The sequence below is a fragment of the Kribbella sp. NPDC026596 genome, assembly GCF_040638415.1.
Classification (GTDB): Bacteria; Actinomycetota; Actinomycetes; order Propionibacteriales; family Kribbellaceae; genus Kribbella.
On the sequence record NZ_JBEZYF010000070.1, the window covers coordinates 1 to 21,800 of the forward strand.

Below are 21,800 nucleotides of genomic sequence, written 5' to 3' on the forward strand. Positions count from 1 at the left end.
CTTGACAGTGTCGACGAACGGGCGCGGTCTTGGGGCCTCCCGGCCTGGACTGAGGAGCGCTGGGAGCGAAGCGACTGGAGCGACGAGGGAAGGCCGGGAGCCAAGGCCCATGACCCCGCCGGCGCCGAAGGCCCGGCCAAAAGTAAGGAGATCGGCCGATGACTGACCTTGCTCTCCGGATCGCCGGCGCCCCGATTTCGTGGGGCGTGTGCGAGGTCCCGGGGTGGGGCTGGCAGTACGACGCGCAGACGGTGCTGACCGAGATGCGCGACGCCGGCATCGCTGCGACCGAGTTCGGCCCGGACGGTTTCCTGCCCGACGACCCGGCCGAGAAGGCGAAGACGCTGGCCGACCGGGGCCTGCGCGCCGTCGGCGGCTTCGTCCCGGTCGTCCTGCACGATCCGTCGCACGACCCGGCACCCGAGGTGGCCACAGCGCTCGAAGGGTTCGTCGCCGCCGGTGCGACCACTTTGGTCCTGGCCGCAGCGACCGGCCAGGACGGGTACGACGGCCGCCCGGTGCTGGACGCGACCGGCTGGAGCACCCTGTTCGCCAACCTGGACAAGCTGTCCGCGCTGGCCGCCGACCGCGGAGTGCTGGCCACGATCCACCCACATGTCGGCACCATGGTCGAGAACGCGGACGACGTCGACCGCGTACTGGCCGGCTCGTCGATCGGTCTGACGTTGGACACCGGCCACCTCCTGATCGGCGGCGTCGACCCGGTCGCGCTGACCGTTCGGAGCACCGCCCGGATCAAGCACATCCACCTCAAGGACGTCGACGCGCAATGGGCCGCGAAGGTCCAGTCCGGTGAGGTGACCTACACCGACGCCGTCCGCCAGGGGATGTACCGCCCACTCGGTGCCGGCGACATCGACCTCGCCACCATCGTGAGCACGCTGGAGAAGGCCGGGTACGACGGCTGGTACGTCCTGGAACAGGACACGATTCTCCCGGACCGCCCGGCCGACGAGGGCCCGGTGGTCGACGTACGAGCGAGTATCGCCCACCTGCACGAGATCGCGGGGAGCGTGTGATGACCGGCCGAGTGGACGACGTACTGACGATCGGGCGGATCGGGGTCGACCTGTATCCGTTGCAGGTCGGCACGCACCTGGAGGACGTCGAGTCGTTCGGGAAGTTCCTCGGTGGCAGCGCGACGAACGTGGCGGTGGCCGCGGCGCGGCACGGGCGGAAGTCGGCCGTGATCAGCCGGACCGGCAACGATCCGTTCGGCACGTTCATCCACCGGACACTTGGCGAGCTCGGTGTCGACGACCGGTTCGTGAGTCCGGTCGACGGGCTGCCGACGCCGATCACGTTCTGCGAAATCTTCCCGCCGGACGACTTTCCCTTGTATTTCTACCGGTTCCCGAAGGCGCCGGATCTCGTCATCAACCCCTCCGAGCTGGATCTGCAGGCGATCCGGGACGCCCGGATCTACTGGTCGACGGTGACCGGGCTGTCGGCCGAGCCGTCGCGCTCGGCGCACTTCGCCGCCTGGGAAGCCCGTGGCCGGAAGGCGATCACGGTGCTCGACCTCGATTACCGGCCGATGTTCTGGGCCGATCCGAGTGAGGCGCACGAGCAGGTCAGCCGCGCGCTCGATCACTGCACCGTTGCCGTCGGCAACCGCGAGGAGTGCGAGGTCGCGGTCGGCGAGACGGACCCGGACAAGGCGGCGCAGGCACTGCTGGACCGCGGCCTGGATCTCGCCGTCGTCAAGCAAGGACCCAAGGGTACGCTCGCGCGCACCCGGGACGAGCGGGTCGAGGTGCCACCGTTCCCGGTCGAGGTCGTCAACGGCCTGGGCGCGGGTGACGGTTTCGGTGGTGCTCTCTGCCACGGACTGCTCTCCGGCTGGCCGCTGGAGAAGATCATCCGCTTCGCCAACACGGCCGGCGCGATCGTCGCGTCCCGCCTCGAGTGCTCCACCGCCATGCCCACCACCCAGGAAGTCCTGACATCCATGGGGGAGGAAGCATGACCACACAGGACCCGTACCCCGAAGAAGCGCGCCCGATCCCGATCCAGCGCGCACAGGCGAGCCCCGACGACGAACCAACCGTCTTCCAGCCCGGCCCCAACGACCCCACGGTCGCCGCCCAACGCCCCGGTGCGAACGACCCCACGGTGGTCGCTCAACGCCCGGGTGCGAACGACCCGACAGTGGTCGCCCAGCGTCCGGGTGCGAACGACCCGACGGTGGTCGCCCAGCGTCCGGGTGCGAACGACCCCACCGTCGAGGTCGCCGTACCGCGGGCGGCGGATGGGCAAACCACGGTGATCGGTGATCTCGAGCTGCCCGTCGAGGCGCCGGGGCGGCCGGTCAGCTCGCCGCGGTGGCGGGAGTACGGCGATCGGCTGGCGGAGCTCACCGAGATCCGGGTGCGGCACCCGGAGCGGCTGGCCGAGGCGTGGCAGCAGCGGCGGACCAGAGGGCTCGTCGGCGACGACGGCCGGCTGCTGATCGTCGCTGCCGACCACCCGGCGCGCGGTGCGCTCGGTGTCCGTGGCAACCGGATGGCGATGGCCAGCCGGCCCGACCTGATCGCCCGCCTGATGACCGCCCTGCAACGCCCCGGCGTCGACGGAGTCCTCGCGACCCCCGACATCCTGGAGGACCTGCTGCTGCTGGGAGCGCTGGAGGGCAAGGTCGTCATCGGCTCGATGAACCGCGGCGGGCTGCAGGGCGCCATCTTCGAGGTCGACGACCGCTTCACCGCCTACCGCTCCGCGGAAGAGATTGCCGCCCGCCGGCTGGACGGCGGCAAGATGCTGACCCGCATCGACCTCGGCGACGCCGGCACCGTGGCCACGCTGGAGTCCAGCGCCGCCGCCGTCACCGGCCTGGCCGAGCACAAGCTGATGGCGATGGTCGAACCGTTCTGGTCGACCCGCACCGAGGACGGCCGGGTGACGAACCTGCTCGACCCGGACTCGGTGATCAAGTCGATCCACATCGCCTCCGCACTGGGCGCGACGAGCGCCTACACCTGGCTCAAGCTCCCGGTCGTCGACGAACTGGAGCGGGTGATGGAGGCAACGACCCTCCCGACGCTGCTGCTCGGCGGTGACCCGACAGTCGCGCCGGAAGCGACGTACGCGTCCTGGGGCAAGGCGCTCAGTCTGCCCTCCGTGCGCGGTCTCGTCGTCGGCCGGGCGCTGCTCTTCCCACCCGACGGTGACGTGGCGGCCGCCGTCGACCACGCCGCGACTCTCGTCCACGGAGGTGCCGCATGACTGAGCGGAGCGAGGGAATCAGAAAGTACAGCCTGACTTGTGCCTCATGGGCGCCCGGAGCGAAGCGAGGACGTCCATGAGTCGATGGTTCAGGCCCGCCGGGACCACTGCGCGCGACGGGTTCGAGTTGGTGGTGCGCCCGGGCGAGGCCGACTGGCATCACACAGGCCTGTCGATTCGCACCCTGCTTCCCGGCCAGTCGGTCGAGATCGACACCGGCGACTGCGAGTACCTCGTGCTCCCGCTGAGCGGATCGGCCGAGGTCATCATCGACGGCGAGTCGGTTCCGCTCGGCGGTCGTGCCGACGTGTTCGCCGGCGCGACCGACCTCGCCTACGTCCCCCGCGGTACGACGTTCGCCGTCGTCAGCGCCGGCGGCGCCCGGGTCGCGTTCCCGAACGCCAAGGCCGCCAAGGACTTCCCGTTCCGGCGGATCGCGGTCGACGAGGTCGAGACCGAACTGCGCGGTGCGGGCGTCGCCTCCCGGCAGGTCCGGAACTTCGGCGTCCCCGGTGTCCTCGACGCCGACTCGATCATCGCCTGCGAGGTGATCACGCCGGCCGGCAACTGGTCGTCGTACCCACCGCACAAGCACGACGAGCACCGGCCGGGCAAGGAGAGCGAGCTCGAGGAGATCTACTACTTCGAGCTGCAGCTGTCCGACGACGTACCGGAAGGTGTCAAGGGCAACGATCCGATCGGCTACCAGCGGGTGTACGGCACCGAGGACCGGCCGATCGACGTTCTCGCCGAGGTGCGCAGCGGCGACCTGGTGCTCGTCCCGCACGGCTGGCACGGTCCGGCGATGGCACCGCCCGGCTACGACATGTACTACCTGAACGTGATGGCCGGCCCCGGCAGCGAGCGGCAGTGGCTGATCACCGACGACCCGCAGCACGCCTGGGTCCGGGAGCTGTGGAACACGCAGCCCATCGATCCCCGGCTGCCCTTCGGAGCAGGAGGAGAGAACTCATGAAGGTGCGCCTCACGGTCGCCCAAGCGCTGGTGCGCTTCCTGAGCGTGCAGTACTCCGAGCGCGACGGCCGCCGCCAGAAGCTCTTCGCCGGTTGCTTCGGCATCTTCGGTCACGGCAACGTGGCCGGCGTCGGCCAGGCGCTGCTGCAGTCCGAGCTGGCCGATCCGGACGCGCTGCCGTACATCCTGGCCCGCAACGAGCAGGCCATGGTGCACACCGCGGCCGCGTTCGCCCGCACCACCAACCGCCTGCAGACCTACGCGTGTACGGCGAGCATCGGCCCCGGCTCGACCAACATGATCACCGGCGCCGCCCTCGCCACGGTCAACCGGCTGCCCGTCCTACTGCTGCCGTCGGACACCTTCGCCACCCGGGTCGCGACGCCGGTGCTGCAGGAGCTGGAGAACTTCGGCGCCGGTGACGTCAGCGTGAACGACGCGTTCCGTCCGGTCTCGCGGTACTTCGACCGCGTCAGCCGCCCCGAGCAGCTGCCGTCCGCCTTGCTGAACGCGATGCGCGTACTCACGGACCCTGCCGAGACCGGCGCGGTCACCGTCGCACTGCCACAGGACGTGCAGGCCGAGGCTTTCGACTGGCCGGAGGAGCTGTTCGCCGAGCGCGAGTGGCACGTCTCCCGACCGTTGCCCGAGACAAGCATCCTCGACCAGGCCGTCGAGCTGATCCGCACCTCCCGGCGTCCGTTGATCGTGGCCGGTGGTGGAGTGGCGTACGCCGAGGCGAACGACGTACTTCGGACATTCGCGGAGTCGACCGGCATCCCGGTCGGGGAATCCCAAGCAGGTAAGGGGTCGCTGCACTACGACCACCCGCAGTCCGTCGGCGCGATCGGCTCGACCGGGACCACGGCCGCGAACGCGCTGGCCGAGTCCGCGGACCTGGTGATCGGCGTCGGCACCCGGTACGCCGACTTCACCACGGCGTCGCGCACTGCGTTCCAGAATCCCGACGTACGGTTCGTGAACATCAACGTGGCCAGGTTCGACGGCGGCAAGCACGCCGGGCTGCCGGTGGTGGCCGACGCCCGTGAGGCGCTCGTCGCGCTGAGCACCGAGCTGGGCGGCTGGTCGGTCGACGACGAGTACCGGGCCGAGACGCGGCAGCTCGCGAGTGAGTGGGACGCGATCGTCGAGCGGGCGTACAACCCGCCGGCCGAGGTGACCGGGAAGCTCGCCGACGGCCTGCTCACCCAGGGCGAGGTGCTCGGCTGTGTGAACGAGCTGTCCGACCCGCGCGACGTCGTCGTCTGCGCGGCCGGCTCGATGCCGGGCGACCTGCACAAGCTGTGGCGGACCCGCGACGGCAAGGGCTACCACGTCGAGTACGGCTACTCCTGCATGGGCTACGAGATCGCCGGCGGGATCGGCGTACGCCTCGGTGCTCCGGACCGGGACGTGTTCGTGATGGTCGGCGACGGGTCGTACCTGATGATGTCGACCGAGCTGGTCACCGCCGTCCAGGAGAACGTCAAGGTGATCGTGGTGCTGGTCCAGAACCACGGCTTCGCCTCGATCGGCGCCCTGTCGGAGTCGCTGGGGTCCCAGCGGTTCGGTACGTCGTACCGCTACCGCTCCGGAGACGGCCGGCTGGACGGCGACTACCTGCCGGTCGACCTGGCCGCGAACGCCCGCAGTCTCGGCGTCGAGGTGGTCGAGGTGGACAGCCGCGCCGAGCTGGAGAAGGCGATTGGCCTCGCGAAGGCGGCGGCCGGGCCGATGGTGATCCACGTCCGGACCGATCCGCTGGTCGGTGCGCCGGACAGCGAGTCCTGGTGGGACGTTCCGGTCAGCGAGGTGTCGACGCTCGCGTCGACCTCGACGGCGCGGACGGCCTACGAGGAGTCCAAGGCGGGGCAGCGCCCCTACGTGGCGCCGGTGACGTACACGCGGGAGGTGGACGACTGACGGTGCCACACACTCCACGGGGCTACGCGAATCACGGGCCGGGAACCGTCCGGCTCCTCATGCAGAAGGGTCCTCCACGAAGGGGAAGAGGAAGATGTTCGGATCAAGGAGGCGGTTGCTGACTGCCGTCGTCGCTGTGAGTCTGGTGGTCACGGCGGCAGGGTGCAGCAGCAGCGGGGGGAAGCAGTCCGAGGAGAACGCCGCGAACAACGCGGCGGCAGGCAAGGCGGACACCCCGAAGATCACGGTTGCGATGATCACCCACGCGGCCCAGGGCGACACGTTCTGGGACATCATCCGCAAGGGCGCGAACGCGGCATCGGCGAAGGACAACGTCGACCTGAAGTACTCGTCCGACCCGGACTCGACCAAGCAGGCGAGCCTGATCCAGAGCGCGATCGACAGCAAGGTGAACGGCATCGCGCTGACGCTGTCCGACCCGGCCGCGATCAGCCCGATGGTGAAGAAGGCAACCGACGCGGGGATCCCGGTCGTCGTCTTCAACCAGGGCTTCCAGGCCTGGCAGGAAAGCGGCGCGCTGTCGTACTTCGGATCGAACGAGCAGGAGGCCGGTGAACAGGCCGGCAAGCGGGCGGCGGAGGCCGGCGCCAAGCACATCCTCTGTGTGCCGCAGGCCCAGGGTTCGCTCGCCCTGGAGACCCGCTGCAACGGTGTCGAGAAGGGCTTCACCGGGGCGGGCGGCAAGTACACCAAGCTGTACGTGAACCAGCTCGACATGCCGTCCGTGCAGTCGACGATCACGGCGAAGCTGACCCAGGACAAGACGATCGACTACGTGATCACCCTGGGCGCGCCGATCGCACTCACCGCGATCCAGTCGATCAAGGCGGCCGGCAGCTCGGCCAAGCTGGGGACGTTCGACAGCAACCCGCAGATCATCGACCCGGTGAAGAACGGTCAGGTGCAGTTCGTCATCGACCAGCAGCCGTACCTGCAGGGTTATCTCGCGGTCGACTCACTGTGGTTGTACAAGGCCAACGGCAACGTCATCGGTGGCGGTCTGCCGGTTCCCACGGGTCCCTACTTCGTCGACAAGTCCAACGTCGACGCGTTCGCCAAGTTCGCGTCGGGCGGCACCCGCTAGGTGTGCCTCCGGGCCCTGCCGGCCACGAGCCGGCGGGCCCGGAACCCCGGGAATCGGAGGTATCGGATGAGTAAGACAGTGGCCGCTCCGGCCCCGGCGCCGACGGCGCCGGACGAGCGGGTCAAGCAGAAGTCGCTGATTCAGCGTCTGATGGGACGTCCGGAGGTCGGCGCGCTCGCGGGTGCGATCCTCATCTTCGTCTTCTTCTACATCGTGGCCCCGCCGTTCCGCGGCGCCGGCGCACTGGCGACCGTGCTGTACGTCAGCTCGACCTGGGGGATCCCGGCGGTCGCGGTGGCGCTGCTGATGATCGGCGGCGAGTTCGACCTGTCCGCGGGTGTCGCGGTGATCAGTTCGGCGTTGTTCGCGGCGATGTTCGCGTTCCAGCTCAGCACGAACGTCTGGGTGGCCGTCGTGCTGGCCCTGGTCTTCTCGCTGGCGGTCGGCTTCGCCAACGGCTGGCTGGTGGTGCGGACCGGCATCCCGAGCTTCCTGGTCACGCTCGGGACGTTCTTCATGCTGCGCGGCCTGAACCTCGGTATGACCAAGGTGATCACCGGCAACGTCGCGACCGACGACGTGTCGAACATGGACGGCTTCGCCTCGGCCCGCAAGGTCTTCGCCTCCACGGTGACGGTCGGCGGCGCCGAGCTGAAGGTCACGCTGCTGTGGTGGCTCGTCTTCGTCCTGGTGGCGACCTGGATCCTGCTGCGGACCCGGGTCGGGAACTGGATCTTCGCGGTCGGCGGCTCGGCGGACAGCTCGCGCGCGGTCGGCGTACCGGTCAAGAAGGTGAAGATCGGGCTGTTCATGGCGGTCGGGTTCACCGCCTGGTTCATGGGCATGCACAACCTGTTCGCGTTCAACACCGTGCAGTCCGGCAACGGCGTCGGCAACGAGTTCTACTACATCATCGCGGCGGTCGTCGGCGGCTGTCTGCTGACAGGTGGCTACGGCTCCGCGGTCGGTGCGGCGATCGGTGCGCTGATCTTCGGCATGTCCAACCAGGGCATCACGCTGGCCGGCTGGAACCCGGACTGGTTCTACTTCTTCGTCGGTGTCCTGCTGCTCGGCGCGATCCTGCTCAACACCTACATCCGTCGACGTGCGGAGGCTTCACGATGACCGCGACAGTGAAGGACGCGCCGACCAAGGCGCCCCTGGTCCGGCTGACCGGCTGCGACAAGAACTACGGCAACATCATCGCGCTCGGCGGCGTCTCGCTGGAGGTGGACGCGGGTGAGGTGACCTGCGTGCTCGGTGACAACGGGGCGGGTAAGTCGACGCTGATCAAGATCATCGCCGGCCTGCACCGGCCCAGCCATGGCACCTACGAGGTCGAGGGGGAGCCGGTCACGTTCGGCTCGCCGCGCGAGGCCCTGGAGCGCGGGATCGCCACCGTGTACCAGGACCTGGCCGTGGTCCCGCTGATGCCGGTCTGGCGGAACTTCTTCCTCGGCAACGAGGTACGGCGCAAGTTCGGGCCGGTCAGCCGGCTGGACATCGACTTCATGCGCAAGACCACCAAGAAGGAACTGCTCGACATGGGCATCGACCTGCGCGACGTCGACCAGCCGATCGGCCAGCTGTCCGGTGGTGAGCGGCAGTGTGTCGCGATCTCCCGGGCGGTGTACTTCGGTGCGAAGGTGCTGATCCTGGACGAGCCGACCGCGGCGCTCGGCGTCAAGCAGTCCGGCGTCGTGTTGAAGTACATCATCCAGGCCCGCGAACGCGGCCTCGGTGTCATCTTCATCACCCACAACCCGCACCACGCCTACCCGGTCGGCGACCGCTTCCTGCTGCTGAAGCGCGGCCGGGTCCTCGGGTACTACGCGAAGGACGAGATCACCCGCGAGGAGCTGACCGCGCTGATGGCCGGCGGCTCGGAGCTCGAGGAGCTGCACCACGAGCTCCAGCGCGGTGGGGCAGCGGCCGCCGAGGTGGCCCAGGAACTGCAGGCCGAGGTGCAGGAGCTCGGCATCACCGAAACGACCGCATCCGGAAGGACCACTGATTCATGACGACGATCGACCCCGCCGGCGGCCCTCGTCTGCACCTGGGCAGCTGCCCGGACTCCTGGGGGGTCTGGTTCGCGGACGACCCGCGGCAGACACCGTGGCAGCGGTTCCTGGACGAGCTGTCCGGTGTCGGCTACCAGTGGATCGAGCTCGGCCCGTACGGGTACCTGCCGACCGATCCCGCGCGGCTCACCGACGAGCTCGGCCGGCGTGGTCTCCGGGTCTCCGGCCAGGCCGTCGGCGCACCGCTGCACGACAGCAGTCAGTGGGAGTCGACGCTGGCCGAGGCCCGGCGGGTGGCGGAGCTCGTCACCGCGGTCGGCGGGAAGTTCATGGTGATCCTGCCGGGCGCGTACCGGGACGAGAAGACCGGTGCGTCGAAGGCGGTCCGCGAGCTCGACGCCGAGGGCTGGAACACCTTGATCCGAAACAACGACGAGCTCGGCCGGATCATCGGTGCGGAGTATGGCCTCACCGTGGCGTTCCACCCGCACGCGGACTCCCACGTGGAGACGCAGGCCCAGGTGGAGCGATTCCTGCACGACACCGATCCGCGCTATGTCTCGCTCTGCCTCGACACCGGGCACTTCGCCTACCGGCACGGTGACAACGTCGGGATCATCGAGAAGTACCCCGAACGGCTGGGGTTCGTGCACATCAAGGGCGTCGACCCCGAAGTGCTGAAGGTGGTCGACGCCGAGGATCTGTCCTTCGGTGAGGCGGTCAAACGCGGCGTGATGGCAGAGCCGCCGAACGCCGAGCCGAAGGTCGAGCCGATCGCCGAGGCACTGCGGGCGCTCGACCGGGACGAGGTCTTCGTGATCGTCGAGCAGGACCTGTACCCGTGCGAGTTCGACGTACCCGAGCCGATCGCACGGCGGACGTACGACTATCTGCGCAGCGTGGGAATCGGAGGTGACCAGTGATGACGGTCCGGGTCGGAGTGATCGGCGTCGGCATGATCGGGCAGGACCACATCCGGCGGCTCACCCACGTGCTGTCCGGTGCGCAGGTGGTCGCGGTGACCGATGTGGACCCGGCGCGGGCGCAGCAGATCGCGGACGGGCTGCCCGGCTGCGCGGTGCACGCGACCGGTCAGGAGCTGATCAAGGACGAGACGGTCGACGCCGTGATGGTGACGTCCTGGGGGCCGACGCACGAGGAGTACGTGCTGGCGTCGATCGAGGCCGGGAAGCCGGTGTTCTGCGAGAAACCGCTGGCCACCACGCAGGAGGCCTGCCGGCGGATCGTCGACGCCGAGGTGGCGAGCGGCCGGCGGCTGGTGATGGTGGGCTTCATGCGCCGCTACGACGCGGCGTACCAGGCGGTGAAGGCGGCCGTCGACGACGGGTCGATCGGTGCTCCGCTGCTGATGCACTGCGCGCACCGCAACCCGTCGGTCCCGCCGTACGGCTTCACCACCGAGATGATCATCACCGACTCCGCGATCCACGAGATCGACCTGGTCCGGTGGATGTTCGACGAGGACATCGCGGCGGCCACGGTGCTGAAACCCCGGCGGAACAGCAACGCGGCCGACGACCTGCACGATCCGCTGATGCTGCTGCTCGAGATGGCCAGCGGAGTCCTGGTGGACGTCGAGCTGTCGCTGAACATCCGCTTCGGGTACGACATCCGCGGCGAGGTCGTCGGTGAGCTCGGTACGGCGGCACTCGCGGAGACCTCCGGCGCGGTCGTCAAGAACGACGGCCGGTACGCCGGACGTGTGCCGGCGGACTGGCGGGAGCGGTTCATCCGCGCGTACGACATCGAGCTGCAGGACTGGGTCGACGCGGTCGCCTCCGGTGGGTTCACCGGTCCGAGCGCGTGGGACGGTCACCTCGCGGCGGTGGTGTCGGACACCTGCCTGGAGGCCTTGCGGACCGGTCAGCGAGTCGAAGTCGCCTCGCACGAACGGCCCGACTTCTACACGAAGGGCTGACCCATGAAACTTGCCCTCGACCCGTACATGTTCCGCGGTACGCCGTTGCTCGAGCTGCCGCGCCTGGTCGCCGACCTCGGCTACGAGTGGATCGAGCTGTCGCCGCGGGACGACTTCATCCCGTTCTTCAACCACCCCAGGGTGAACGACTCGACCGTCGCCGCCTTCAAGAAGGAGCTGGCCGCGGCCGGTGTCGGTGTCTCGTCCGTACTGCCGCTGTTCAAGTGGTCCGGCCCGGACGAGGACGACCGGCAGGCCGCGGTGCGGTACTGGAAGCGTGCCATCGAGATCACCGCCGCGCTCGGCGTCGACACGATGAACTCGGAGTTCAACGGCCGGCCGGAGCTCGCGGCCCGCAGCGAGGCGCAGTTCTGGCGCTCGCTGGAGGAACTGCTGCCGGTGTTCGAGCGCGACGGCATCAAGCTCGCGCTGGAGCCGCACCCGGACGACTTCGAGGAGGACGGGAAGGCCGCGGTCGACCTGATCCGCGGCATCAACAGCCCGTTGGTGACCTTCCTGTACTGCGCGCCGCACACCTTCCACATGGGGAACGACGCCAAGGGGATCATCGACTACGCCGGCGACCTGCTGACGAACATCCACGTCGCCGACTCGTTCGACCACACCGGCTCGTCGGGCCTGCGCTACATCGTCAACCCGCCCGGCTCGACCGTCCGGGTGCATCAGCACCTGGACATCGGCCAGGGCGAGGTCGACTTCGACGAACTGTTCGCCTGCCTGGCCGCGGCGGGTTTCAATGGCACCGTGACGACCTGTGTCTTCGCGTGGGAGGAACGAGCCCGCGAGTCGAGCACGTTCATGCGGGACAAGATCACCGAACTGATGACGAAGCAAGGGATGCAGCTGTGAGTACCGAGCGAATCACCCATCTGGTCGCCGGCACCCCGTGGGCCGGGGTCTCGGAGCGGACCAGCAAGGTCTACAACCCGGCCACGGGCGCGGTCACCGGCGAGCTCGACCTCGCCTCGGCGGCCACCGTCGACGAGGTGGTCAAGGTCGCCCACGAGGCGTCGAGGAGTTGGGCGCAGACGTCGCTGACCAAGCGCGCGCAGGTCCTGTTCGCCTACCGGGAGCTGGTGAACCGGGACAAGGAGCGGATCGCCGCGATCATCACCTCCGAGCACGGAAAGGTGCTGTCCGACGCGCTCGGCGAGGTGACCCGCGGCCTCGAGGTGATCGAGTTCGCCTGCGGCATCCCGCACCTGCTCAAGGGCGGCTTCAGCGAGGGCGTCTCGACGAAGGTGGACGTGTACTCGATCCGCCAGCCGCTCGGCGTCTGCGCGGTGATCTCGCCGTTCAACTTCCCGGCCATGGTGCCGATGTGGTTCGTCCCGATCGCGGTTGCCTGTGGCAACAGTGTGGTGATCAAGCCGTCCGAGAAGGACCCGTCGGCGGCGAACGCGATGGCCGGGCTCTGGAAAGAGGCCGGCCTGCCGGACGGCGTCGTCAACGTCGTGCACGGCGACAAGGAGGCGGTCGACCGGCTGCTCGAGCACCCGGACATCAAGTCGGTCTCGTTCGTCGGCTCGACCCCGATCGCTCGCTATGTCTACGAGAACGGCACCAAGAACGGCAAGCGCGTGCAGGCCCTCGGCGGTGCGAAGAACCACATGATCGTGCTGCCCGACGCTGACCTGGACCTCGCCGCGGACGCCGCGGTGAACGCCGGCTTCGGCTCGGCGGGTGAGCGTTGCATGGCGATCTCCGCGCTGGTCGCGGTCGAGCCGATCGCCGACGAGCTGATCGGCAAGATCAAGGACCGGATGGCCAAGCTCAAGACCGGCGACGGTACGCGCGGGTGCGACATGGGCCCCCTGGTCACCGGTGCGCACCGGGACAAGGTCTCCGGGTACGTCTCCGCCGGTGTCGAGGAGGGCGCCGAGCTCGTCGTCGACGGCCGCGAGGGTGACTTCGACGGCGGGGCCGAAGGGTTCTGGCTCGGTCCGACGCTGTTCGACAAGGTCACGCCGGAGATGTCGATCTACACCGACGAGATCTTCGGCCCGGTCCTGTCGGTCCTGCGGGAGCCGTCGTACGACGCGGCGCTCGACCTGGTGAACTCAAACCCGTACGGCAATGGCACGGCGATCTTCACCAACGACGGTGGCGCGGCCCGGCGGTTCCAGAACGAGGTCGAGGTCGGGATGGTCGGCATCAACGTGCCGATTCCGGTCCCGATGGCGTACTACTCGTTCGGCGGCTGGAAGAACTCGCTGTTCGGCGACACCCACGCGCACGGCATGGAGGGCGTCCACTTCTTCACCCGCGGCAAGGTCGTCACGTCGCGCTGGCTGGACCCCTCGCACGGCGGGCTCAACCTCGGCTTCCCGACCCACGACTGAAAGGGACTGCTTGGGTGTAGCGTCGAAGGCAACCCCCGGGGCATCAGGAGTACCGCGGCGTACGAAGGGCCGGTCGGCCCGTCCGAACCCAGCGAACATCAGCACCGGGAGTGCGTCATGGCGAAGAACAAAGGCGGACGCGAAGTCCGCAAACCCAAGCAACCCAAACAGCCGAAGGCCAACCCGGCCGACAGCGGGACCATCCCGCCCACCAAGCAGGCGCGGAAATAGCCGCACGTCGCGAACTCCCCGGCCGGGCCGAGGGCTGAGCTCCCCGGCCCCGGTCGGGGAGCCACTCGCCGGCTCGGAGACCGACGGCGTGGGCCGACCCACACCGCCGGCATCGGAACCGGCATACGCCGTGGCGGGCTTGCACCTACACGTCAGCTGGTTAGCCCGGAGGGGCGGTGCTGCCTCGGATGACGAGGTGGGGGGTGAGAACGAACTCCTCGGCGGTGGTGCGGCCGTTCTCCAGACGGTCGGCTGCCGCCTCGACCGCGTGCTTGGCCAGCTGGGTGGCGTCCTGATCGACCGAGGTCAGGTCGATGTGCGCCAGCCGGGCCAGGGTGCTGTTGTCGTACCCGACGAGCGAGACGTCGTCCGGCACCCGGACGCCGGCGCGCGTGAACGCGTCCTGCAGTCCGACGGCGCACATGTCGTTGGACGCGACCACGGCGCTCGGCAGTTGTCCGGTGCGCCGCGGGCCGCCCGCGGGCGAGCCGGCGGTCGAGTCGAGCAGCGCGCGACCGGCCTGCGCGCCGGCGAGTTCGTCGTGGCCGCCTGGGACGATCCGTAGCGAGTCCGCCAGGCCGTGCCGGCGCATCGCCGTCCGATAGCCACGCCGCCGCAGGGACGCGATCGGTCCCTTGCCGCCGTCGATGAAAGTGATGTCGCGGTGGCCGAGCTCCACCAGATGTTCGACCGCCTGTGCCACGCCGAGGTCGTCCGCGGCCCGGACCACGTCGATGTCGGTGCCTGTGTGCTTACCGATCGCGACGACCGGCAGATCGTGCTGGGGGATCGGTCCGGTCGGGCCGAGCAGAACGAGGGCCTCACAGCGGAAGTCGAGCAGCGTCTCGACCGCGCGTCGCTCGTCCCGATGCGCGGTGACGGTGCTGAGCACCAACTCGTAGCCACGGCCCGCGCTGGCATGGTGGAGGTCCTCGACCAGCTCGGCGTGGAACGGGTTCCGGATGTCGAGCAGGACGCCGAGCAGCCGCGTACGGCGGCGCGCCAGCAGGCTCGCGGTCCGGTCGGGACGGTAGCCGAGCCGGTCGGCAGCTTCACGCACCCGGCGCCGGGTGCCCTCGCTGGGTCCCGGCCGGTCGCTGAGCGCCAATGACACCGAGGACGGCGACATCCCGATCGCGGCTGCGACGTCCTCGAGCCGCGGACGTCTGCTCGTCGTACCTCGATCGCGCACGGAATCTCCCGGTTTCGAGCCCTTGACAGTGGTTTGTCAGGACAATCATAGTACAAGAGTCTTAAAGCGCTTGAAGTTCAACTATTGCAGGGAATCCGAGGAGTAGCCATGTCATCTTCGAGCATCGGAGTGGCGGTGATCGGTGCGGGGATGGCCGGTCGCGCCCACCTGGCCGGATACCGGTCCGCGACCGCGATCCATGGTGCCGGGCTGCCCGAGGTGCGGTTCGTCGCCGTCGGTGACGTGAACGCCGCGGTCGCCAAGGAGTCCGCCGACCGGTTCGGGTACCAGCGGGCCGAGACCAGTTGGCAGGCGATCGCCGACGCACCCGACATCGACGTGGTCAGCGTGGTGGTCGCCAACCCGCTGCACCGCGAGATCGTCGAGGGTTTGCTCGCCGCGGGCAAGCACGTGCTGTGTGAGAAGCCGCTGGCGCCGAGTGTCGAGGACGCGGCCGCGATGGTGGCCGCGGCCCGGGCTTCGGGCCGGCAGACGGCGACCGGGTTCACGTTCCGCCGGTCGCCGGCGATCAACGCGATCCGTGCGCAGCTCGAGTCCGGGACGATCGGCCGGCCGGTGCACCTGGACGGGCACTACTGGTGCGACTACGGCTGTGACCCGTTGGGGCCGATGAGCTGGCGGTACCAGGGTGGTCCGGGATCAGGCGCGCTCGCCGACATCGGTGCGCACCTGGTCGATCTGGCCGAGTTCCTGTGCGGACCGATCGAGTCGGTGAGTGGCGCGGTGCTGGCGACGTACATCACCGAGCGGCACCTGCCGGTGGGTGCGGTGGTCGGGCACGCGCTGGCGGAGATCAGCGAGGAGACCGAGCCGGTGGAGAACGAGGACCTGGTCAGCTTCACCGCGCGGTTCGCGTCCGGTGCCACCGCGACGTTGTCGGCCTCGCGGACGGCGTACGGACATCCGAACGGGCTCGGGTTCGAGGTCTTCGCCGAGCAGGGCGCGGCCACGTTCGACCTCGCCCGGGCGTCAGAGTTCGGCTTCGTCGACGGCACTGCGCCGCACGCCACCAGCGGGTACCGCCAGGTGCTGGTCGGACCGGAGCACCCCTACATCACCGGCGGTCTGCCGATGGACTTCCCCGGTGTCGGCCACGGGCAGAACGACCTGTTCGCCTTCCAGGCCAGGGCTTTCCTCGGCCAGGTGGCCGGCGTCGACGGTCTGCTGCCCTGCCCGACCTTCGAGGACGGTCTGCGCAACCTGCGGCTGCTCGGCGCAGTCGTCTCCTCGGCCCAATCCGGCGGCGCTGCCGTCACCATCGACTGACCTGGAAGGACCATCACCATGAAGCTCGGTGCCTACACCGCTTGCCTGCACGACGTACCCCTCGCCGACGCGCTGAAGACGCTGAGCGGTCTCGGCCTGGACAGTGCGGAGATCAACTCGGGCGGTTTCCTGCCCGCGCCGCACCTGCCGATCGACGACATCCGCGCCAGCCAGGACGCGCGCGATGAGTATCTGGCCCAGTTCGACGCCGCCGGGATCGCGCTCACCGCGCTGAACTGCAACGGCAACCCACTGCACCCCGATCCCGAGGTACGGCGCAAGCACGGGCAGGACGTCATCGACGCGATCGAGCTGGCCGCCTTGCTCGGCGTCAAGCGGGTCGTCACGATGTCCGGCCTGCCGGAGGCGCACGCCGGTGGTACGGCGCCGTCGTGGACGGTCCTGCCCTGGGTCAGCGTGTACCTGGACGCCCGCGACTACCAGTGGAACGAGGTGGCGATCCCGTACTGGAAGGACATCCAGGCCCGCGCCGCCGACGCCGACGTGAAGATCGCCATCGAGATGCACCCGCACAACCTGGTCTACAACCCGGCCACGATGGTGCGGCTGGCCGAGGAGATCAACGCCACCCACGTCGGTGCGGAGATGGACCCGAGCCACCTGTTCTGGCAGGGCATCGACCCGGTCGCGGCGCTGGACAGCCTCGGCGGGCTCGTCTACAACGCGGCCGCGAAGGACACCCGGATCAACGAGGCCGCCAAGATCAACGGCGTACTCGACGACCGGTTCGGGCGGGTGCTGCCCACCGATCCCGGTGCAATCGGTCTAGGTGGCAAGGACACGTTGAGCCGGTGGCCGGAGAACTCGTCCTGGGACTTCGTCGCCGTCGGCCGCGGCCACGACGTGGCGTTCTGGACCGACTTCCTGGCCGCGATCAAGCGGATCGACCCGGACATGGCCGTCAACATCGAGCACGAGGACCAGGAGCTCGGCCAACTGGAGGGCATCGAGTACGCCGCCAAGACGCTCCTCACAGCCGCCGCTTCCGTCTGACCGCGCCGTGGGGTAGCTTCTGGAGGGCGTTGTGAGGACGCGTCGAGACTCGCCGGAAGGCTGGAAGCCACCTCACGGTTCCTTGGTCGAGCGCGGTGGGTAACGCTCTCTTGTGGCCTGTGCGAGTCCGGGTGCGAGAGGACGCGTTGTGAGACTGCTGCCGGATCGACCGAGTATCGAGTACCTGCGCAAAGAGGCCAAGGATCTGCTGGGCGTACTGCGCGAATCCAATCCCGACGCGTCGTTGGCGGACGCGCAGCGGGCCTTGGCTGCCGAGTATGGCGAGCGCGATTGGCCGGCGCTGAAGGCTGAGGTCGAGCGGCGGGCCGCGGAGACGCCGACTGCTCCTGATGGGCTGGCTGAGGAGCTGGCCGGTGTGTTCGGGTTGGGCTCGCTGAGCGAGCCGGCGAGGCCGGTTTCGTTCACGCCGATGGGGCGGTGCTGGGCGGGTACGACGTACGGGACGCTGCATGCGCTGGCCATCCCGAGCGAGACGCCGATCAACCCGTACGTGATCTGGCGCCGTCCCGAGGCCGATTGGTATCTGCTGCGCGACAGAGCTCGTGCGGCCGGCAAACCGTGGGCCGAGCAGCTCGACGCGTTGCTTCCGGCTCTCCTCGATCTGCACGGGATCGAAGCAGACATCGCGTCTGCCAAGCTCATCCTCTGCAACCAGAACTGCATCCCGTCGCACGTCCGGCTAGGCCGTCACGGCGAGCTCGTCGTGATGGAGTGGGACTTCGCCGGGTCGCTCACCGCCGAACTGGAAGTCGGCATCGCGCTGACGCACTGGACCATGCGGCCGTCGATCAACCCGAAGGCGGTTGCGGCGTTCCGCGAAGGCTATCTCGACGTCGCGGAGTGGCCGAAGCTCGACCTGAGCTCGTTCGGCGTCGCCGTGACCGCTTGGCTCAACTGGACCTACAACGCGATCTGCGAGGCGATCGATCCGGATGATCCGAACGATCCGGAGCGCGCCGGGTTCCTCGAGCGGGAGGCCGTCGGCCTTCTCGACCGGCCGATGACACGTGCTGGCCTCGAGCAACTACTCGTCGTCTGACTCGCCCGAGAGTACGGACGCCAGCGCGGTGGCGGCCGGCTCCGTGAGGTGACCGTGCAGGAGCTCGATCCGGTGGACGAGCCGCGGCGTGGTGACAGGTACGGCGGCGGGGCCGGCAGAGGCGGCTGACTGGGGGAGGACGGCCAAGCCGTGGCCGGCGGCAACCAGGGTCAGCAGGCTGTGGAGGTCGGTGCCGGTGTAGGTGAGGGCGGGACGGAAGGCGTCGGACCCGGCCGCGGTGCGCAGGGTGGACAGCGGCGCGGCGAGGTCGGGCGCGTCGATCCAGCGGGCGTTGGCCAGGTCGTGAAGGGCGAGGCCGCGGCGGCGGGCCAGCGGGTGGTCTTTCGGGAGCGCCAGTACCAGCGGCTCGTGGGCGACGGCCGTGGTGCGGAGCGATCCGGCGTCGGACAAGCGGAGTGGATCACTGGGGGCCGCGATGCCGTCGACCAGGCCGAGGTCGAACTCGCCGGCCGCGACGCCTTCGGTGACCGCCGCGCGGCCGCAGACCGTCAGCGCGACCTCGGTTCCTGGCCGGGAGCGACGCACCTCGCGCAACGCGATGGCCAGGTGGCCCGCGGCCAAGGGGGAGGCGGCGATGGTGAGCGCGCCGGGTGGGTCGGCGATGGTACGGCGGACGTCGGCCCGGGCGGCGTCCAAGCGGAGAAGGATGGGACCGGCGTGTTCGAGGAGGCGCTCGCCGGACGGGGTCGGGACCACGGGTCGGCGGTGGAGAAGCGGCGTACCGAGGTCGTGTTCGAGGGCGGCGATGTGTTGGGAGACGGCCGACTGGGTGTAGCCGAGGCGGGCCGCGGCGGCGGAGAACGAACCGCACTCGGCGACCGCGACGAAAGTCCGCAGCAGGTGAGGATCCACGTCGATCAGCATCGCTTATCGACTGTGCAGAGATCATCGTTGGCACTGATGATGGTCGAGCGCACAGGATGAGTGCCATGAACGCATACTCCGGACGCATCGCCCTGGTCGCTGACCGCTCGCCGCACGTTCGCTCGCACACCCGGGTGCCCGGTCTGCTCGACCGGCTACGGGATCGCGACCAGCTCGATCTCGACGTGTACTGGGTGCCGACCGGCGAGGCAGACGAGGCACTGAAGGAGTTCGACGGGATCTGGCTGCTGCCCGGGAGCCCGTACCAGGACGAGGACGGCGCGCTGACCGCGGTTCGGATCGCGCGGGAGAACGGGATCCCGTTCCTCGGTACCTGCGCCGGCTTCCAGCACGCGATGCTCGAATTCGCCCGTACCGTGTGTGGCGCGGCCGGCGTGCAGCACGGTGAGAACAATCCGAAGTCCGACGACCTGCTCATCGTCCCGCTCGCGTGCTCACTGGTAGATCACGAGGCGCCGATCCAGGTGACCCCGGGGACCCGCGCCGCCGAGTTGCTCGGCGTCGAGCGGACCGTGGAGCGGTACCACTGCTCCTACGGCCTGGACAGCGGCCGGATGGATCTGCTCCGCGAGCACGGCATGGTCTTCAGCGGGTACGACGACGCCGGCGACCCCCGCATCGCGGAACTCCCCGACCACCCGTTCTACCTGGCCACCCTCTTCCAGCCGGAACTAGCCGGCGACGGCACCCGCCCCCACGCCCTGATCCAAGCCTTCGCCCGCGCAGCCAGTCAGTAAGGGCGGTGAGCAATGCTTGGGCGTGTGAGTGTTCGAGTGTGGTGCCTACGGCACGGCGAGTCGGAGAACGTCATCAAGCGGATGGCCGGCGCAGTGCCGAGTGAGCCCATGACCGAACGCGGCCATGAGCAAGCCCTGATCGCAGCCAGGAGCCTCGCGGGTGAGTCGATCAGCGGGGTCTACTCGAGCACCGCCGTACGCGCTCGACAGACCGCACAGCCGTTCGCCGTCGCGTCCGGCGTCGAGGTCCAGGCCGTGCCGGAGCTGGTGGAGGGTGGCGTCGGCAGGCACGAAGGAAGCAGTGATCCGGTCGTCCGCGGGCGTGCCGCTGAGGTGCTGCGCTCCTGGATCGTCGAGCGCGACCTCGGTCAGCGGGTCGCGGACGGCGAAAGCGGCCACGAGGTCCTGAAGCGCATGGCGGCAGCCTTTCAGCAGATCACCGAACGGCACACGGACGAGACCGTGCTGGTAGTCGGACATGTCGCCAGCCTCACCCTCGCGCTCGATCAGCTCTGCGACCTCGGCGCGACCGTGTGGGGAGCACCGCTACCCCACGCGGAGCCCTTTCTCGTCGAGTGGGACGGCTACAGCTGGCGCTGCCCGGCGTGGCCCGCCTAGATCTCGGAGACCGGTCGGGGCTGGAGGCCGGCGGCCTGGTAACAGGCGTCGATGAGCTCCATCGTCGCCAGCGCGTCCTGGGCGTCGGTGAGTACCGGGGCGCGGTTGCGGACCGCCGCTGTGAAGGCCTCTAGTTGGTAGGTGTAGGAGGTTCGGGTGCCCAGGTGTTCGACCCAGGTGTCCTCTTTGGTGGTGACTATGACGCGGTCGTCGTTGTGGGGGAGGACGAAGAAGGGGGCGAAGGCTTCGCCTCGGGTGCCGACGACCTTCAGGCTGAACTCGACGTTCTCGGCGGCCATGCTCGTGCGGACGGCACCGCTCGCACCGCTGGGGAACTCGAGGTCCGCGTTCAGCCACTCGTCGACGCCTGGCAGTCGCTTGCGTTCGCCGGCGCGGGCGCTGATGAGCTTCGGTGCACCACCGGCGTACGGCGCGAACATCCGCTGCGCGTGGATGGCGTAGCAGCCGACGTCCATGACGGCGCCGCCGGCGAGCGGTAGCGACCAGCGCGGGTCCTGGTCCGGCGGCGGAGGCATCACCATGGTGGCCTCGACGTGCTGCAGGTCGCCGAGCTCGCCCTTGGCCAGCAGCTCCTGCAGGCGGCGCATCACCGGGTGGTACGCGTAGTGGAAGGCCTCCATGAAGACCACGCCGCGTTCGAGGGCGGCGTCGCGCACCTGCACTGCCTCAGTGGCGTTGCTGGCCGACGGCTTCTCGGTCAGCACATGCTTGCCCGCGGCAATGGCGCGCAGGTTCCACGGCCCGTGCAGGCCGTTGGCCAGCGGGTTGTAGATCGCCTCGACCTCGGGATCGTCCAGCACGTCCTGGTACGACGCGTGCACCCGTTCGACCTGGTGTTCCGCCGCGAATGCCTCGGCTCGGCCGGAGTCCCGGGCCGCCACCGCGACCAGCCGGGCGCCGGTCGTCCTGGCCGGGGCCACGATCGCCCGGTCGGCGATCCGGGCAGCCCCGAGAATCCCGATACGCAGCGGTTCCATGCCTTCTCCTTCGATGGTCGGCCGTACGGGCGGCGTCCGGCGGGGTCCTCGATTGGCGCGCAGGTAAGGGTAGCCCTACTCCGACCTGGCGAACGTGCCATCCTGCCTGACGATCACCCCGCCCGAACACCACCTGCCCGAGATCCGGACCGGGTTCACCCAACGTTCACGTCCTTGCCGTGGGC

General features: G+C 69.2%; 20 protein-coding genes. 17 read left to right on the forward strand and 3 right to left on the reverse strand.

Annotated elements, in window-relative coordinates; genetic code table 11:
- Positions 1 to 158: 158 nt before the first annotated feature.
- From AB0E63_RS37720 to AB0E63_RS37775, 12 genes are all read left to right on the forward strand, one after another.
- Complete coding sequence (locus tag AB0E63_RS37720) at positions 159 to 1,040, forward strand: TIM barrel protein (protein ID WP_360376973.1); 882 nt, start codon at positions 159 to 161, stop codon at positions 1,038 to 1,040.
- Complete coding sequence (iolC, locus tag AB0E63_RS37725) at positions 1,040 to 1,990, forward strand: 5-dehydro-2-deoxygluconokinase (protein WP_360376975.1); 951 nt, start codon at positions 1,040 to 1,042, stop codon at positions 1,988 to 1,990. The genes AB0E63_RS37720 and iolC overlap by 1 nt, the downstream gene beginning before the upstream one ends.
- Positions 1,991 to 2,367: 377 nt before the next feature.
- Positions 2,368 to 3,246 (forward strand): deoxyribose-phosphate aldolase, encoded by an 879-nt coding sequence (locus tag AB0E63_RS37730; protein ID WP_360377084.1) that lies wholly within the window; start codon positions 2,368 to 2,370, stop codon positions 3,244 to 3,246.
- Between the two features lie 76 nt (positions 3,247 to 3,322).
- A complete protein-coding gene (gene iolB, locus AB0E63_RS37735; protein WP_360376977.1) occupies positions 3,323 to 4,222 on the forward strand; it encodes a 5-deoxy-glucuronate isomerase in 900 nt (299 codons plus the stop codon).
- On the forward strand, positions 4,219 to 6,144 hold the full coding sequence (gene iolD, locus AB0E63_RS37740) for a 3D-(3,5/4)-trihydroxycyclohexane-1,2-dione acylhydrolase (decyclizing) (protein WP_360376979.1): 1,926 nt from the start codon (positions 4,219 to 4,221) through the stop codon (positions 6,142 to 6,144). The genes iolB and iolD overlap by 4 nt, the downstream gene beginning before the upstream one ends.
- Before the next feature lie 115 nt (positions 6,145 to 6,259).
- On the forward strand, positions 6,260 to 7,249 hold the full coding sequence (locus tag AB0E63_RS37745; protein WP_360376982.1) for a sugar ABC transporter substrate-binding protein: 990 nt from the start codon (positions 6,260 to 6,262) through the stop codon (positions 7,247 to 7,249).
- A gap of 66 nt (positions 7,250 to 7,315) precedes the next feature.
- Positions 7,316 to 8,374, forward strand: coding sequence for an ABC transporter permease (locus AB0E63_RS37750; RefSeq protein ID WP_360376984.1), 1,059 nt, complete (start codon positions 7,316 to 7,318; stop codon positions 8,372 to 8,374).
- Positions 8,371 to 9,270 carry an ATP-binding cassette domain-containing protein gene (locus AB0E63_RS37755; protein ID WP_360376986.1) on the forward strand — a complete coding sequence of 300 codons (900 nt, stop codon included), beginning with the start codon at positions 8,371 to 8,373 and terminating at the stop codon, positions 9,268 to 9,270. Before AB0E63_RS37750 ends, AB0E63_RS37755 begins: the two co-directional genes overlap by 4 nt.
- Positions 9,267 to 10,193 (forward strand): sugar phosphate isomerase/epimerase, encoded by a 927-nt coding sequence (locus AB0E63_RS37760; protein ID WP_360376988.1) that lies wholly within the window; start codon positions 9,267 to 9,269, stop codon positions 10,191 to 10,193. Before AB0E63_RS37755 ends, AB0E63_RS37760 begins: the two co-directional genes overlap by 4 nt.
- Positions 10,193 to 11,209, forward strand: a complete 1,017-nt coding sequence (locus AB0E63_RS37765; RefSeq protein WP_360376991.1) for a Gfo/Idh/MocA family oxidoreductase — start codon at positions 10,193 to 10,195, stop codon at positions 11,207 to 11,209. The genes AB0E63_RS37760 and AB0E63_RS37765 overlap by 1 nt, the downstream gene beginning before the upstream one ends.
- Before the next feature lie 3 nt (positions 11,210 to 11,212).
- Entirely contained in the window at positions 11,213 to 12,079 is an 867-nt protein-coding gene (locus AB0E63_RS37770; protein WP_360376993.1) for a sugar phosphate isomerase/epimerase, read from the forward strand.
- Positions 12,076 to 13,572: a CoA-acylating methylmalonate-semialdehyde dehydrogenase gene (locus AB0E63_RS37775; protein ID WP_360376996.1), complete on the forward strand. Its 1,497-nt coding sequence runs from the start codon at positions 12,076 to 12,078 to the stop codon at positions 13,570 to 13,572. The genes AB0E63_RS37770 and AB0E63_RS37775 overlap by 4 nt, the downstream gene beginning before the upstream one ends.
- A gap of 391 nt (positions 13,573 to 13,963) precedes the next feature.
- Here the strand turns inward: AB0E63_RS37775 and AB0E63_RS37780 are convergent, their stop codons facing one another.
- Positions 13,964 to 14,995, reverse strand: coding sequence for a LacI family DNA-binding transcriptional regulator (locus AB0E63_RS37780; protein ID WP_360376999.1), 1,032 nt, complete (start codon positions 14,993 to 14,995; stop codon positions 13,964 to 13,966).
- Between the two features lie 108 nt (positions 14,996 to 15,103).
- Between AB0E63_RS37780 and AB0E63_RS37785 the strand changes: the two genes are divergently transcribed.
- The 3 genes from AB0E63_RS37785 to AB0E63_RS37795 all read left to right on the forward strand — a co-directional run bounded on the left by AB0E63_RS37785 (position 15,104) and on the right by AB0E63_RS37795 (position 18,356).
- Entirely contained in the window at positions 15,104 to 16,282 is a 1,179-nt protein-coding gene (locus tag AB0E63_RS37785; RefSeq protein ID WP_360377001.1) for a Gfo/Idh/MocA family oxidoreductase, read from the forward strand.
- An 18-nt stretch (positions 16,283 to 16,300) separates the two neighbouring features.
- The gene (locus AB0E63_RS37790) at positions 16,301 to 17,296 is read left to right on the forward strand and encodes a sugar phosphate isomerase/epimerase (protein ID WP_360377004.1); all 996 of its coding nucleotides are present in this window, start codon (positions 16,301 to 16,303) and stop codon (positions 17,294 to 17,296) included.
- A gap of 148 nt (positions 17,297 to 17,444) precedes the next feature.
- Positions 17,445 to 18,356 (forward strand): hypothetical protein, encoded by a 912-nt coding sequence (locus AB0E63_RS37795; RefSeq protein WP_360377006.1) that lies wholly within the window; start codon positions 17,445 to 17,447, stop codon positions 18,354 to 18,356.
- On the opposite strand, the gene AB0E63_RS37800 is transcribed toward AB0E63_RS37795, so the two are convergent.
- Positions 18,342 to 19,241 carry a LysR family transcriptional regulator gene (locus AB0E63_RS37800; protein WP_360377008.1) on the reverse strand — a complete coding sequence of 300 codons (900 nt, stop codon included), beginning with the start codon at positions 19,239 to 19,241 and terminating at the stop codon, positions 18,342 to 18,344. The two genes, AB0E63_RS37795 and AB0E63_RS37800, sit on opposite strands and share 15 nt — an antisense overlap.
- 65 nt (positions 19,242 to 19,306) lie before the next feature.
- On the opposite strand from AB0E63_RS37800, the gene AB0E63_RS37805 reads away from it, so the two are divergent.
- Both AB0E63_RS37805 and AB0E63_RS37810 read left to right on the forward strand, forming a co-directional pair.
- Positions 19,307 to 19,999 (forward strand): hypothetical protein, encoded by a 693-nt coding sequence (locus AB0E63_RS37805; protein WP_360377011.1) that lies wholly within the window; start codon positions 19,307 to 19,309, stop codon positions 19,997 to 19,999.
- A 24-nt stretch (positions 20,000 to 20,023) separates the two neighbouring features.
- Positions 20,024 to 20,617, forward strand: coding sequence for a histidine phosphatase family protein (locus AB0E63_RS37810; RefSeq protein WP_360377014.1), 594 nt, complete (start codon positions 20,024 to 20,026; stop codon positions 20,615 to 20,617).
- Here AB0E63_RS37810 and AB0E63_RS37815 read toward each other — a convergent pair.
- A complete protein-coding gene (locus tag AB0E63_RS37815) occupies positions 20,614 to 21,615 on the reverse strand; it encodes a Gfo/Idh/MocA family oxidoreductase (protein WP_360377016.1) in 1,002 nt (333 codons plus the stop codon). The genes AB0E63_RS37810 and AB0E63_RS37815 overlap by 4 nt on opposite strands.
- Positions 21,616 to 21,800: the final 185 nt, after the last annotated feature.

Coding starts and splice junctions, on each gene's coding strand:
- AB0E63_RS37800 (WP_360377008.1), bottom strand. CDS start 19,241: ATGCTGATCGACGTGGATCCTCACCTGCTGCGGACTTTCGTCGCGGTC.
- iolD (WP_360376979.1), top strand. CDS start 4,219: ATGAAGGTGCGCCTCACGGTCGCCCAAGCGCTGGTGCGCTTCCTGAGC.
- AB0E63_RS37770 (WP_360376993.1), top strand. CDS start 11,213: ATGAAACTTGCCCTCGACCCGTACATGTTCCGCGGTACGCCGTTGCTC.
- AB0E63_RS37815 (WP_360377016.1), bottom strand. CDS start 21,615: ATGGAACCGCTGCGTATCGGGATTCTCGGGGCTGCCCGGATCGCCGAC.
- AB0E63_RS37750 (WP_360376984.1), top strand. CDS start 7,316: ATGAGTAAGACAGTGGCCGCTCCGGCCCCGGCGCCGACGGCGCCGGAC.
- AB0E63_RS37790 (WP_360377004.1), top strand. CDS start 16,301: ATGAAGCTCGGTGCCTACACCGCTTGCCTGCACGACGTACCCCTCGCC.
- AB0E63_RS37765 (WP_360376991.1), top strand. CDS start 10,193: ATGACGGTCCGGGTCGGAGTGATCGGCGTCGGCATGATCGGGCAGGAC.
- AB0E63_RS37805 (WP_360377011.1), top strand. CDS start 19,307: ATGAACGCATACTCCGGACGCATCGCCCTGGTCGCTGACCGCTCGCCG.
- AB0E63_RS37755 (WP_360376986.1), top strand. CDS start 8,371: ATGACCGCGACAGTGAAGGACGCGCCGACCAAGGCGCCCCTGGTCCGG.
- AB0E63_RS37720 (WP_360376973.1), top strand. CDS start 159: ATGACTGACCTTGCTCTCCGGATCGCCGGCGCCCCGATTTCGTGGGGC.
- AB0E63_RS37760 (WP_360376988.1), top strand. CDS start 9,267: ATGACGACGATCGACCCCGCCGGCGGCCCTCGTCTGCACCTGGGCAGC.
- AB0E63_RS37785 (WP_360377001.1), top strand. CDS start 15,104: ATGTCATCTTCGAGCATCGGAGTGGCGGTGATCGGTGCGGGGATGGCC.
- iolC (WP_360376975.1), top strand. CDS start 1,040: ATGACCGGCCGAGTGGACGACGTACTGACGATCGGGCGGATCGGGGTC.
- iolB (WP_360376977.1), top strand. CDS start 3,323: ATGAGTCGATGGTTCAGGCCCGCCGGGACCACTGCGCGCGACGGGTTC.